Here is a 15283-nt window from a genome sequence, read left to right as displayed (position 1 = left end):
CCGTGAGTCGTAGGCTACCCACCCATGTAATTATATCATCACTCAGAAATATTCAGGACAGCACGGAATCGAGTCGATGCTGACATCATTTTATCGTATGCTTCGCTAGCACGATCTAATGGATATGACTCAATCATGGGGCGAATATCCGTCAGCACACTGAAATTAATCGTCGCTTGGATTTCTTCCGCTCCGCCTGTTAACGTACCTTTGACCGTGTTAGATCCTTTCAAAAAGTCCATCGCTGACAATTCTAGTGGATCAGTGGAAGTTGCCACAATGATGAGCTCGCTGTCTTGACCCAACCCGTTGATCAGAGAGGAAACGGCCTTCGCGTTAGGTGCAGTTGCCAGGATGACTTTAGCACCGCCTAATGTTTGTAATGCCTCAGCCGGATCTTCTTTGGCCGAATCAATGTAGTGATGGGCTCCAAGTTCACGTACGAGAGCTTCTTTATCATTTCCTCGTGAAATAGCCACGGTGCGATATCCGGCTTTGCTTGCAAACTGCACGGCAAGATGTCCCAGTCCACCAATCCCCTGAATCGCTACTAGATCACCAGGGCGAGCTTTACTATTTTTGATGGCACTAAAGGTCGTTTCTCCAGCACACATTAGTGGAGCAGCTTCCATTGCCGAAATTTCATTTGGAATACTGGACAAACTATCCTCATAAGCAACCATGTATTCAGCATATCCACCGTCCATTGTTAATCCGGTCACATGGCTATGTCCCCCATGCCATCCAATGCCGACACGTTCTCCAATTTTCCATTTTGACGAGCCTGATCCAAGCTCATCAACGATTCCTATCACTTCATGTCCAGGAATGCGGGGATATGCTGACGCCGCACCGCCCATGGCCATTGAATCTCCATTACATACGCCGCAAGCTTCAACGCGGAGCAATACTTGCCCTTCTGCCGGCTGCGGAACCGGTACCTCAACTAACTGCATTTTTTCTCCTGCAGCTGGAATTTGCATGGCTTTCATTTTCTTCATGAATAAACCTCCTTAGTTTTAAAATAGTGGTACTCCATTAGTATAGTTTAAACAGGTCAAATATTCAATTAATTAATTGTATATTTGAATTGATTATTTTCATTACGGATGAATAGATTCGTTGCAACTTCTTGTAAGTTTTGTATTTTTGTTATCTGATTGATGATTTTTGAGACTACTAGTTCAGCTGACTGAAGTGCACCTTCAAGATGTCAACAAATTCTGCACTTGCTTCTGTTCCAGCAAAGGCAATTTATTTTTCCATTCCCCAGATGCAGGTATAGGTCCGTAATGCGGAAAATTTTGAAGTGGAATACGATCTTCGGATATAGCAGTGCTCGCAGGTCACTTAAGCCAGCACCAATAATAATCACGGGGTTCTTCATTCTTTTCTCCATCGTATTAAATAGTTTTATTTTCATGTTGATATTACCTTAGAATTTATACCGCATTGTACAACTGTTCTAATCGTGCTTCTAATTGTTCAAACTGAACAAACCGTCCTTCACGAAGATATTCCTTTTGATCAAAAAATAAGATGATCGTGGGAACTGTAAAAATCAATAATTTGCCTGCAACCGCCTCTACCTGACTAGCATCTATATGCGCAAGTTTTATTTCTGGATAGTTGTTGAGTAATTCTTTTAGTTTGGGATAAATTGCATGACATACATTACAATCCTCTTGAGATACATATAGCATACTTAATTGGTTATTTTGGATAAACGTATCTATTTCATTCACTGAAGTTATTTCTTGGACATTTATCATTAATCTCCCGCCTTACTGTATGTTATTCGGAACTGAATGGCTCCAGATCCAATATTATTCAATGCAGTTTTGTTCTAATTTACTTTTCTGACTCCATTCAATTAATTGAGAAACTGGATCTACTAATAACTAATAAATACAAATCATGAAATCCCTGTTTTGGTAAAATACGTGCCGCTTTTTTTCCTTTAAAATATTAATCGGTCAATATAATTACGCTATCTTTTGGAGACAAATCTTTTCCCCAAACAAACGGCAATCGCCCTAGGAAGACATTGTGGATTCCTGAAATGCTATTTTTCAAAATCGGAACTATCTCTTAATGTCAATCCATTTAATATAAACAGGCACCTGATTTTGTTTGATTATAAAGATAACATCTTACACCGCAAGGAAGCGAAAATGTTGAGTTAGCCAGTAAATTATCCTGTATCTATTCTGTTCTGTCATATTAAGTCGAATCATTAAAATCAATAGAACAGTTGAATTTAATGATTAAATTTCAGTTTTATCAACTCTCTAAATCCAACTTTAAATGTTAAAAGCACTATATTTTTCACTTGCATCTTTTATTTAAATTTCATTCCTCATTCTCCATCGTAAGCATTCCACTCTCGGGCTCCTTCTTCTATTCGATACGCTGTGAAGCCCTGTTTTTGAATAAAATCAACAGCTTGAGATGCAAGAGAACAATAAGGGCCCCGACAGTATGCAGCAAGTTCTACATCAGCTTTATTTAATGTTTTTAGGTATTCTTCCAACTGCTCTAAAGGTACAGATATAGCACCTGGGATATGAGATGTGTTATACTCCTCAACTGGTCGGAGATCTATGAGAACCATGTTATCCTGCTTCATTTTTGCCAATAGTTCTTTTTTTGTGATACTTTGAACACCTACATATTGCCTTTTCAACTCATCTTTAATCTGTTTTATGTCAGAGAGTCTGTCCTCACACAAATTCCATAAAGAGGACAAAAAATGAGTTACAGATAAATCACTAATATTATATATAACGAAAGTACCTTTTTTTTGAAATCTAACCAATTTTGCTTCCAGCAAAATTTGTAAGTGACGGGATACATTCGCAACACTCATACCAGTTTGTGTAGCCAAACTTTCAACAGATTTTGGTCCGTTTGATAAGAGATCCATAATCTCAAGTCTTTTGTCACTGGATAAACATTTCCCAATTCGAGCAAATTGCTGATATAAACGTTCTTTAATATCCGATTCAGGACATCTACTTTCCATTTGGAACCTCCTCTTTGTTGCAATACCTTGGATTTTCGGGTTATGCCTTCCTGCATTCGAATTACTCACTAGTATGTCCAAGTATAAAATAGCAATCCAACATTTACTTTTAGTTCATTTTGATTCTAACTCAAAAATTCACTTAATAAATTGAAAAAAACGACGGTTCAGAAAAATCCAAATCCGTCGCTCTCTTCACATGTATTTCAATGATTATTACAAAAATGGATTTGTTGAATACTCTGTTAATTAAGCAATCCTAGAATTTTTTCTCTAAGAGCTTGCTTTTGCTCGATCCCCACCATTGTTTCAGCCAGTTTACCATCTTTAAATAAGAGTAGCGTTGGAATACTTCTAACTCCAAATTGTGAAGCCAATTCGATTTCCTCATCAACGTTGACTTTGGCTATTGTTGCTTGTCCGGCTAAATCATCAGCTAGCTCGTTCACGATTGGAAGTTGCACTTGACAAGGTGGACACCACGGTGCCCAAAAATCGACTAGTGTCACTCCGGTTTTAATGTTCGATTCAAAATTCTGTTTTGTTAAAGATACTGCTCCCATAAATAAAATCCTCCTCAATTAATTTATCAATTATTCAATAGATTAATTGAATTATACTTTTGAAATTGAATTTAGTCAACGTTTTTATATCTAATCTTTATATCTCAGAATAGAACTTAAGTTCAATTTACAGCACCTGTATTACTTTCCCGTTTAAACTACTAAGTCTATTTTGTTCTTAAACCAAAAATCCGAAGACCTTTTGATTTATATCAACGGCTAAAGATTCAACTTATTTAAGATTTTAATTAACTAGGGCGTGTCTTCAAACTCAAGTAATCCACACCATATTGCTGCCAAGATTAAATAAAGCCCATATGGAAAAAAAAGATAATAACCGCCCTATTCCACAGCCAAGGAAAACGGAGCTACTGGCTTTGGTTTATCTGGTATACCCAGACTTTTAGGATCCAGATGAAGTGATCAAACTCCCTAATCTTCGCCTGGATTCTGAGAAATGGGTTCGTATTCATTTCTCAGAGGACAAAGAAACGATACCCGAGTTAGTAATTGGATTTATTGCTAAGCTTTACGATAGCCCGCTTCGTCCCTTTTTACTTAGCAATACTGGCGAGAGGTTGTTTCTGTATTGTTGTAGATCTGATTTAATCTTTTGCATACGAGGTTAACTTCTCCTGCAGGTCTAAACTATGGTGACTACTTGTAGAAACAGGCTCTTGAGCAGCAATTTAGCCTGCTTCTAGCGGTAATTTTCGTTATATTTTCTTTGTAATAGCCTCCAATTTAAACATTTTTCCGCTCGTGAAATAAGATAAATCACAGAATCAAATCCCAAACTGGGAACTCATCTGTGATTTTGCTTTTCTTGAATATTTCGCTTTGGCATGTCTATTTATTCATGTAGAACGATATTTCAATTACGCTGAAATGAAACCACCCACTGGTCTTAACATCTTTCAATCTGTTACTTTTTCAATATCCTCATGTTGTTTTGAATAATAAGTCTCTGAGCACCACTTAATTTTAGGCTCTCTATTCTTCTCATAAATTTTTATTAGTTGGTTTAAAACAAAAATCTTTTGTACAATATTTTCACAAAAAAAGTTGAGCTGTCGTTTATAAAAATTAATATCCTTTTGATAAGGATAGTGATCCTGTTAGTTCCTCTCATATATATCAAGAAGCTGAATATGTAAATTGTATATATCTTTATAATTAATCTTAATCTCCTCCCTTTTCATTTTCGTCATCATTATACCCGTATATGAAAAAACTGATGGACACTTTTTCATCCCAGCTTAACAAATACAATAAAAAACAGGCTTGTTAATTATCTAAATATCCCCGAAAGCTAAAGACAAACTTTTCCTGAGTATCGATGGATGTAGCTTCCAAATAGCAGAAAGAGATTTGAATGAGGGCAACACTCCCCCAAAAACGGTTCACCATTTCACCTACCATCAATAACGTAAAAACAGCCCCGAATTAGGAGATTCCTGCAAACCCTCGCTTATATAGTTATGAAAGCTCAGACAGGAAAAATGGATACGATGAGACGAAAAAAGTAGCCCATCCTCTACCCGAAGATGGACTGCTTTTACTCTATTAGAATAAAGAGATGTACATTGACACAAAGTTCCCTACCAAAATGACACAAAGTCCCCTACTTTCGGAGCGTGCAATTCGCGATGAGTGTACCCCCGCTAAATCTGATGGAGCAGAGCTTATTTTAATGGTTCCCTTTGCGGTCAGAGCTTGTTCGAAAGCTTCATGAATATCAGCGAATTTATACACTTGAGTTACAATGGTCCCTATTTCCGTTTTTTTGTTGGAGATATGCTCGATGACCTTGACAATATCTTCGTGCGTGTAGGCGCATGCACCAAAAATCTGAAGTTCAGATCCCATCACTTATTGCTCACTGTCCCGAAATGTCCCGATAAACCTTCTTCCAGCGTAGTTTCAGAGGTGTTTACTGTAAAAGCCCCTAACTCTGATGCTTTTTGTAAACGCCATGCATCCATATCAACTACACATACCTTTTTAATTCCCTCGGCTATTAAACCTGCAGCAGCTGTTAAACCAATGGGGCCTGCGCCGAGGACAACGACATGTTCTTCCGGAGTAGGATGAGCACTAAATGCACCGTGACGTCCAACGCTCATAGGCTCGATCAACACGGCCAATTCATTTGGAATATGATCTGCCAATTCGTACAGGTTATCATTCAAAGCCGCATTTTCAATTAGAATGTACTCCGAGAAGGCACCCAATTCGCATGTCACTGCTTTCCCTGCTCTTTTAGCTGTAGTAGGGTTAACGCCAACACGCATTCCTGTTTTAATCTGATCAGGTACATCCGATCCTACTTCCACAACCTCCCCTACCATCTCATGACCAAATTCTGATTCAAAACGGATCCCCATATTATCGCTTCCTGATTTAACGATATTGATATCTGTTCCACAGATACCAGCAACAAGATTGCGAAGCAATACATCCTTGGAACCCACCTCAGGTCTTGGACGTTCCTCGACACGTATATCATTTTTGCCATGGTAAACTAATGCTTTCATATTCATGATGACTCTCCTTTAGTAGTATTCACATCAAAAAATTGGCTGCAATTCCTTACTCAGAACGATATGGGTAACGTCTTGAGGCCACGGATAATCATTCCCGTTCTCCATTCCAACAGATCTATGTTGGTATTCAATTGAATTTTTGGGAGCTTGTGAAGAAGATCCTGAATTGCAATTTCTCCTTCAAGTCGGGCAAGAGGCACCCCAAGGCAGTAATGAACACCTTTCCCAAAAGCAATATGATCATTGATCTTGCGAGTGATATCAAACGTGTTTGGTTCGTCAAATTTATTCGCATCCCGATTGGCAGATGATAAAGCAATAAACATCATATCGCCTTGACGGATCTGATTACCTTCAAGTTCGACGTCTTCCGTTGCCCAGCGTACATTGCTGACTTCGGCGGGACCGTTGAATCGCAGAATTTCTTCAACGGCAGGCTGAATCAAATCAGGGTCATTCATTAAAAGTTGCTTTTGCTCCGGGTTCTCCAAGAGAGCGAGTATCCCATTGCCAATAAGGTTCACCGTGGTTTCATGTCCAGCAATAATGAGCACGAACACGAGTGCATAGAGTTCCTTCTCCGTTAACTTGTCCCCCGCTTCTTCCACGTTGATAAGATCACTGATTAGATCTTCTTTAATCTCTTTACGGCGTTCAGTAATTAGTGCGTGCAGGTAATCTACAAACTCTTTCATAACCTGATCACTTTCTTGGCCCATTTGAGGATTGCTGACGCTTTCCATTATCGTGTTTGACCACAATTGGAATTTGTCCTGATCTTCTATAGGTACACCTAACATTTCACAGATAACGATGAGTGGCAATGGGAAAGCATATTCCTCAATAAGATCTATTTCACGTTTGCCGCTAGCAAGTATTTTATTCAGCAGGTCATCACTAATTTCCTCAATTCTTCCACGTAATCGTTCGATCATTCGAGGTGTGAATGCTTTTTGAATCAATCGACGTAAACGGCGGTGATCTTCCGGCCCTACACTAATCAGGTTCTGTAAGATAATCTCCCTATGAGGGGCTTGCTCTCCAGCCATACCATGATGAGGATGACTAGTAACAAAGCGTTTGTCCTGTAGGATATCAACGGCATCCTCATAACGTGATACGATCCAGGCATATTGACCACCTGGCAGAAAGAAACGATGAATAGGCTCATCCGCACGAAGCTTCTCGTAGACTGGAAAAGGATTCTGAATGAAGGGTTGATCCAAAAAGTCAACTTTCAAACCGGCTTGGTTTGAATTCTCATTTTTAAACATTTTTATTCCTCCTCGACAGTTCTTAATAGTATTGAGATCATTAAGATTTCCAATTAATTTTCGAATCTACCCAATCCACCTAACCTCTTTTTTAGAGTACTCTTTTTATTGCAGATAATATGGTATGTTAATTATAAAAAAGGTATGAAATTATGTTTATTGCTGTTAATTCTATTTGACAGGAATCTTTTGAGTTTTGTGATCTGCGCTCTGTCCCTAATCTTTAGAAACAAAAACGGTTGGACAGTGATGATTACTCGTGTCCAACCGTTTTTTTACTTCAAGATGCGAATTACAAGCTAATAGGCTTAAGTACTACTTCTACCCGATGAATCTGGTCATCTTGAAAGAGGGGTAGCAGATCTCCAGTAACATGCCTTCCGTCCACTTCTATCTCCGGTTTTCCTTTGGACAACCCTGATGGGTTTCGAATGGTAATTTCGTAACGTGTGCCACGGAATTCCCTGTACACCTGGGCTTGCTCCCAATCTGCAGGGAAACATGGGTCAATCCGGAGGCCATCATAATCCCGCTTGATCCCCATAATCCCCTCCAAGAGCGACATGAGTCCCCATGCCGAGGTTCCGGTCGTCCAAGATTGATATGACTTCCCATAATATTTGGGGTGAATCGAATAACAATTCGTGAAGACATACGGCTCCGCGCCGGATTGTGTGGAAGGATTCGCGTCACTGTCCGGAATGATCTTCAGTAATGTACGTATGGCTTCTGCGCCCCTGCCAGCCTTGCAATCCGCCATAATTTTGAAACCGGTCGCGTGGCAGTAAACTCCCCCATTCTCAAATAGCCCGGGCAGCATGCCGGCCATCCTGCCTACATGTGGCGAATACTCCATATAGGGAGGCATGTTGATGGGGAAGCCGAAATCATGCTCCATGCTGTCCATAGATTCCAGTACCTTGGGCAACTTCTCTTCATCCGGAATATCGGCTAGTACGGCCCACGATTGTGCGTTAATGTAGATCTTGCTTCCATCACTGTCTTTGGAGCCGATATTCTCTTCTTTACTAAGAGCCCGCATATACCAGCTTCCATCCCAAGCAGTGTCATTAATCGCTTTGCGGATGATACAATACTGTTCGTCCAAGTATTCAGCATAAGCGGTGTCCCCTAGTCGCCGGATCAACACTGACAGTTCTTTCAGTGCATAGCAGAACTGCTCGGACAGCATGACGGATTCCGCATCTGGATCCGTTGTAATGTTCAGAGCATCGTTCCAATCTGCAAAGAAAATCCGCATCAGGCCATGTTTTCCTTTATCTTCAATCAACCGGTTGACGGCTGACTTCACATGTTCAAGCATTGTTGCCGAGCCTTCGTCCTGGAAATCGATCTCCATATTCAGAAGAGAATAATCCCCGGTCTCTTTAATCAACTCACAAACCGCCCAGATAATCCAGAACGGCTGGTCTGAATAACGGGTAGCATCATAAGGATACCACGTCAGTACAGCGTGCCCGGCCTTAAACTGATGCCGCAAGCATTCGATGATTTCCTCTTTGGCTCTCTCCTGTCTGTAGTTGAGAAGGCCAACAGCAATTTGAAGATTGTCACGCACTCCTTTCTTGCCAACGATGCAGAAGTCTACCTGTTTCTTCACCCATTCGTTCATTATTACATTCAGCTTCTCATTAGGCGTGTCAATGTGTAGACTTGCGTATTTGCTTGTCTGATGCTCTTTAATTTCTTTTAATGCTTGTTCGATACACTTACGGTTGCTATAACGTTCCGCAGTTTGAACCGCTTCCTCCAACGATTCGCTGACACCCAGCACATAATATAGCTCCTTCTCTTCACCAGGTGCCAGTACCAGTTTATTTTGCAAGACGCCGCCAAGGTTGACTAGCGTGGTTAGAGAATTCGTACAATCTCGACCTTTAACGACAACATCAGGTCGCTGGAATAACGGTGCCGGCATGGAATCCAATTGTGTATATGTCCCTAGTTCTCCTAGAAACTCTCCTAGATTACCATCAAAGGCATGGACGGTTTCCGAGCAGGCGATATAACCGTTATATCTATTATGGGGAGCAAAGGGATGTTTGGACGCGCAGTAAACGCCGTTCAGCTTTTCATCAAAGAAGGTTTCACAGCTTCTGTACATTTCATAATACCGTGGGTATTCAAAGCCTTCCAATTCAAAGCTCACGGTGGAAAAGAGGCTGATTCGCTTTAATTTATCCGTATTATTCTTTACTTTGACCACCCATACCTCGTTGTAGCCTTCATGTGGCACAAAAAGCTTCCAGGAAGCATGGACGCCGTTCTTTTGGGATTGAAGGATGGAATATCCGATATTGTGCTCGCACGAGTAATCCTCAACTTCTTCGTTTAAGGGGCCTTCCCCTATATTCCAGTACACGTTAGAGTCATCATCACGTAAATACAAGTATTTGGCATCCTGATTATTAATCATACACATGTCTGCTTTTGAATTGATATAGTAGCTACGGCCATGGCCGATTTGGGAAACCTGGGTGCAATACCCTTGCTCGCTCCACAAGTAATTGTACCAATGCCTTGGGGTCCGTGGCGTATCAATGATACAGGAAATTCCATCTTCGCTAAAACGGTGGATTTTTTCAGCTCTCATTCTCTCACTCCTAATAAACGGTATTGAAATAGAGGAACTGCTAGTTTAGTTTTATAGTTCTGCAATTGTTACCTTTGATGAAAATACCTTTCGTTCAACATTAAGTTTTTCCCCTATAATCTCAAAGGGACCTTTTAATCGAATATCTTGGGATGAAGCACCTATAAATACTTCCATAGTTCCGGGTTCCACCACTTGGTCCATATTCAAGTCATGAAATGCCAGTTGTTTCATATTCACCTTGAACGCAATTCTCTTTGTTTCGTTTACATATAAGGTAACTCGTGCAAATCCGACCAGCTGCTTCACAGGTCTTGCAACACTGCTCACTTGATCCCGGATATAAACCTGAACCACGTCATCCCCCGTAACTTGTCCCACGTTTCTCAGCTTAAATTCGATGTTCAGTTCACCGTCTGCCTGAACCGTTCCGTCATGTACCAAATCGCTGTATTCAAATTGTGTATAGCTTAATCCATGTCCAAACGGATATAGCGGTGTATTTTGGTTGGTTTTAATATATTCAGCATATTCATTAATATCAATATAGAGTGGCAATCTGCTGTTATACATTGGAATCTGGCCAGCTTCTTTCACAATAGTCACCGGCAGCTTACCGCTCGGATTAGTCTTGCCGGTAAGAATGTTCACAATGGCTTCAGCTCCAGACTGTGCCGGAAGCCAGGAATACAAGACTGCTTTACTGTGTTCGCTAACAAAAGGTGTAGCTAATGGTCGGCCATCAATAATAATTGAAATAACAGGTTTATTCAGCTTAAATACTTCTTCCATCATTTCCAGTTGAGGTTTCTCAAGACCAATGTTGATGTTATCCTTGTTTTCACCGCAAGTAGCTTCCGGATCGATCATGCTTTCTTTGCCGCCTAAAACCGCAATCACAACATCCGCTTGCTGTACCACATCTTTTACTGCTTCAATCCCTCCATCTATGGCCTTGAACATATTGCAGCCTTTAGCGTGGAGCACATGATCTTTCCCAAACTCTGCTTCCATGACTTCTTTTACAGATTTACAATCTGAATAGAATAATTGAACAAATTCTTCGTTCGTTTTATAGACTCTTTTGGAGGAATCATCAGAATTTAAATTTTCTCTGAGCATATTCATAATGATTTCTCTTTGTTCAGGGGTTGGCTGTTCCTCAAATTCAATTCCCATCGATTTTAATGACTCTTTATTGTCGGTAATGGTTCCTGTATAAATCATTCTCAGGAAAGTATCTTCTTCGGATTTATCGAAATCACTGCTTTTTGTGCTAGCCGATCCTACCGATGAATATCCCCCAAAGAAATTAGTTTTAGTATCTGAGTTGGGGCCGATCAGCGCTATTTTCAGCTTCTTTTGGAGTGGCAGAATATTGTCCTCATTTTTCACCAAAACCATTGATTTCTCCGCAATCTCTAACGATAATTCCGCATTCTCCACTTTTTTAATTTCATTGAAGAAATCGCCTTCTCCATAAGGATTCTCGAATAGTCCTAATGTGAACTTGGTCTCTAGAACCCGTCTTAGCGAAAGGTCAATATGTGCCTCTTCAAGTTCGCCAGACTCAACTGCTTCTACCAAGTGCTGGTAACATTGGTTGCCGGGCTGTTCCACATCCATTCCGGATTTTAATGCCAGAATTCCTGCCTCTTTAGCATCCTCTGCCACTCTATACCGTAAAAATGCATGTGTGATACTACCATAATCAGCTACAACTAGCCCCTGAAAGCCCAGCTTGTTTCTTAATATGTCTGTAAGAAGCCATTTTGACGTAGACACGGCCTGATCATTTAACATCCCATAACTATTCATTACAGCTTTTATGTTTGCCTCATGAATGGCTGCTTCAAAAGGAAAGCAATAACTATCCAACAATCTTCTCTCGGAAATTTGCTGTTCTCCACCACCTCGTCCCCCTTCAGCATTTCCGTAGCCGACAAAATGCTTGGCGGTAGCCATTACCTCATGATCCCCTTGTATTCCTTTGACAAAAGAAACGCCCATCTGCGCAACTACATAGGGATCTTCCCCGTAAGTTTCACCAACTCTTCCGAATCTTGGATCTCTTGACAAGTCGAACAGAGGGGAATGTACGGCCTTGAATCCAAAAGCCATTAATTGCTTTTTGACAACCGTACCCATTTTTTGTGCCAAGTCCGGCTCCCAAGTTGAAGCAAGATTAAGAGACTGGGGAAATGTTGTTGCACTGGGGATCTGCGCCCCAGCTATTCCTTCACTGTGAATCAGCCCCGGAATGCCCAATCTCGTTTCCTCGACAAGAAATTTTTGTATGCCTTCTATAGTCTCCCTATCTTTTTTTAGATCACCCGTAAAGGAGTCATTTAAGTAGCTTATGGTCCCAATTCCGTCCTTTAACTTTTCGGTTCTGGTGTCATAAACGGATTCTCCACCATATGAATTTGCACAATATAACTGGGCTACCTTCTCCTTCAATGTCATTCTTCCAATTAAATCCTCGACTCTCTCATGAATAGAGTTACTTGCATCTTTGTAAATCATCTCTTACCTCCTAGTCATAATGTCTCCGTTTAGATATACGGCATAAGCCAGCTCTTCTCTTAAAACGACTCTCGTTTTCATTGGGCCACTTGATCTGTCTTACTCTGTGCTGGCTGTACAAGTTCGAACGATGCCTCTTTCACATCAAGGGAACTTGAGCCGATGTATACCTTGAAATCCCCCGGTTCAGCGACATACGTCTGATTCGGATTCCAGTACACCAACTCCGCTGTAGTGATACTGAAGCAGATTTCTTTTGCTTCACCTGCTGCCAATTTCACTTTTTTAAACCCTTTCAGCTCCTTTACGGGACGAACCACGCTGCCGTACAGATCCTGGATGTACATCTGAACAGTTTCTTCTCCCGATACCGCTCCTGTATTCGTAACTGTTACACTGGCAACTATCGTTCCCGAATCTGTCATCTGCGTCTGCGATAATCGAATGTCCGAAATCTCAAAAGTTGTATAGCTTAGGCCGTAACCGAACGGGTATAACGGATCATTGGAGCCATCGATATATCTGGAAAAGAACTTTTCCCCTCTATTGCTTTCCGTTACGGGTCTCCCGGTTTTAAAGTGGTTATAGTATACCGGTACTTGTCCGACATGTACGGGGAAACTCATCGTCAGTTTGCTGGAAGGATTATATTCCCCCAGGAGCACATCGGCTATGGCATGCCCCGCTTGAGATCCTAGAAACCACGTCTCAACAATGGCATCCACATGGTGCTCAAACCAATCCAGGACCAGAGGACGTCCATTGGTCAGGACCAATACAGTCGGCTTGCCCACACGAACGATGGCCTCCGCAAGCTCCTGTTGTACCTTCGGCAGTGTAATGTCCATGCGGGACGCAGCCTCACCAGATAGTTCACTGCTCTCTCCGAGCGCCAGAATGACGATATCCGCTTGTTCCGCCGCTGCAACAGCCCGCTCGACTCCCCCGTCCAATGCTTCTTCAACCTTACAGCCAGCTTCCACCAGCAGGTGGGTCTTCGGAATCCCGTTCTCTTCTAGACCTTCTCTCAGCGTAACGGTCTCCTTCGAATATCGGGACCACTGCCAGGGACCCAGCATATCCTTGCTATCGCCGAATGGACCGATCACCGCGAGCTTTTGTTCCCTGTTTGCAAGCGGGAGAACGCCGTTATTTTTCAAGAGAACAATGGACTTCTGCGCCAACGTCCGGCTCGCCTCCAAATGCTTCGGATGAAAGTGATATTCCTTCTCTTTCTCCGGACGAACATAGCGAAACGGATCATCCATAATCCCGATCTTATATTTAAAGGTCAGGATGCGCCGTACAGCTTCATTTAATTGTTCTACGACAACGAGACCTTGTTCATTTAATTCATGCAGGTGATCATACGAACGGGTAACCATTTCGATGTCCATGGTTGCCTCAAGTGCTTTTTTGGCTGCTTCCTTACTGTCTTTCGCATTTCCGTGAGCGACAATTTCATCTATGGAGCCATAATCGGAAATCAATATTCCGTCAAAGCCTAACTCTCTTCGCAGCAAATCATTAAGGATGTAGCGGCTTGCTGCCACTGGCACGCCTTGGTAAGTATTAAAGGAATTCATAACCGAACCTGCCCCGGCTTCAATCCCTGCTTGAAACGGCGGCAAATACACATTGCGGAGCGTGCCTTCCGAAATATCCACTGTATTGTAATCCCGACCTGCTTCCGCAGCCCCGTATGCGACAAAATGTTTTAAACAAGCAATAATTGTCTCTGGATCGAATAAGCTGTCCCCTTGAAAACCTTCGACTTGCGCTTTGGCGATTAAGCTGCCCAAGTATGGATCCTCGCCTGCGCCTTCAACGACACGCCCCCAACGCGGGTCTCTTGTAATATCCACCATCGGCCCATGGTTGTAGTTTATTCCGGTAGCACTGGCTTCTTTTGCGGCAATCGCGTTAGCTTCTTGGATTGCTGCCATGTCCCAGCTGCAGGACCAGGCAAGTGGTACCGGGAAAACTGTCTGAAAGCCGTGGATCACATCAAAGTTAAATAACAATGGAATACCGTGGGGAGACTGTTCTATCGCAATTTTCTGCAATTCGAACACACGGTTACTGTTTACAGCAGAGAGTACCGAGCCCACGCGGCCTTCCCTAATCAGTTTCTCCGGCGTATCAGACGAGATATCTGATCCGAGGGAGAGATTGGTCGACATACACTGGCTCATCTGACCGATTTTATCCGTGATGGACATGTTGTTCAGCAGGGCTTCAACGGCTTGACGGATCTCCTGATCGTCGCGTTGCCGTACATCTTTCTTCCGGTAAGGAGCGAGCGTTGAAATCAGTAAATCTTCGAGGGAGGGACCTGTCCCTTTTGTACCCTTTACGAAGAAGGCTTCCTGGTGGGGAAGTTTGATCCTGCCCTGGAATCCCTGATCTTCGAAGGTCAAATCAAATTCGAAAGATTCACCGGGGACAAACTGTGACATGCCTCTGGCTCGTAACAGATTCTCTTCAACCGTCACGGTGTGGATTTCAACTGGAAATGGAAAAGGCTCCAGGATAACAGATAAAGCAATAGCTTCTTTATTTTCAATGATGAACTGCATCTTAATCGTCGTATCCGGGGTTTGATGCAGAAAATGCCAGGTGCCGATCATACGATTCAACTCACTTTCAAGGAAAAATTTGAAGGGATCTTCCAACGACAGTATTTAAAAGAGCACAGCATATCTACCGCGCTCTGACAAACCGAACAATGATTA

The 15283-nt window shown here is 42.0% G+C and carries 9 protein-coding genes; all 9 read right to left on the bottom strand.

The annotated features are described in order from the left end of the window. Positions 1 to 38 precede the first annotated feature (38 nt). A complete protein-coding gene (locus MKX59_RS14550) occupies positions 39 to 1001 on the bottom strand; it encodes a zinc-binding dehydrogenase (protein ID WP_023988724.1) in 963 nt (320 codons plus the stop codon). 441 nt (positions 1002 to 1442) lie between these two features. After that, on the bottom strand, positions 1443 to 1772 hold the full coding sequence (locus MKX59_RS14545; protein ID WP_076265021.1) for a thioredoxin family protein: 330 nt from the start codon (positions 1770 to 1772) through the stop codon (positions 1443 to 1445). 587 nt (positions 1773 to 2359) lie between these two features. Continuing rightward, entirely contained in the window at positions 2360 to 3025 is a 666-nt protein-coding gene (locus tag MKX59_RS14540) for an ArsR/SmtB family transcription factor (protein WP_023988722.1), read from the bottom strand. A gap of 245 nt (positions 3026 to 3270) precedes the next feature. Then, entirely contained in the window at positions 3271 to 3588 is a 318-nt protein-coding gene (gene trxA / locus MKX59_RS14535) for a thioredoxin (RefSeq protein WP_023988721.1), read from the bottom strand. Positions 3589 to 5456: 1868 nt separating this feature from the next. Then, the gene (locus tag MKX59_RS14530) at positions 5457 to 6131 is read right to left on the bottom strand and encodes a zinc-dependent alcohol dehydrogenase (RefSeq protein ID WP_076265020.1); all 675 of its coding nucleotides are present in this window, start codon (positions 6129 to 6131) and stop codon (positions 5457 to 5459) included. Between the two features lie 53 nt (positions 6132 to 6184). Continuing rightward, complete coding sequence (locus MKX59_RS14525; protein ID WP_023988718.1) at positions 6185 to 7408, bottom strand: cytochrome P450 family protein; 1224 nt, start codon at positions 7406 to 7408, stop codon at positions 6185 to 6187. A 292-nt stretch (positions 7409 to 7700) separates the two neighbouring features. Then, positions 7701 to 10022 (bottom strand): GH36-type glycosyl hydrolase domain-containing protein, encoded by a 2322-nt coding sequence (locus MKX59_RS14520; RefSeq protein WP_023988717.1) that lies wholly within the window; start codon positions 10020 to 10022, stop codon positions 7701 to 7703. A gap of 51 nt (positions 10023 to 10073) precedes the next feature. Then, a complete protein-coding gene (locus MKX59_RS14515) occupies positions 10074 to 12548 on the bottom strand; it encodes a glycoside hydrolase family 3 N-terminal domain-containing protein (protein ID WP_076265019.1) in 2475 nt (824 codons plus the stop codon). Positions 12549 to 12625: 77 nt separating this feature from the next. Beyond that, positions 12626 to 15178 (bottom strand): glycoside hydrolase family 3 N-terminal domain-containing protein, encoded by a 2553-nt coding sequence (locus MKX59_RS14510; protein WP_034095033.1) that lies wholly within the window; start codon positions 15176 to 15178, stop codon positions 12626 to 12628. Positions 15179 to 15283 lie beyond the last annotated feature (105 nt).

This window comes from Paenibacillus sp. FSL R7-0340, from assembly GCF_038002205.1.
GTDB classification, from domain to species: domain Bacteria; phylum Bacillota; class Bacilli; order Paenibacillales; family Paenibacillaceae; genus Paenibacillus; species Paenibacillus polymyxa_B.
The sequence above is the reverse complement of the archived record's forward strand: the minus strand, read 5'-3'. Positions and strand labels throughout refer to the sequence as shown.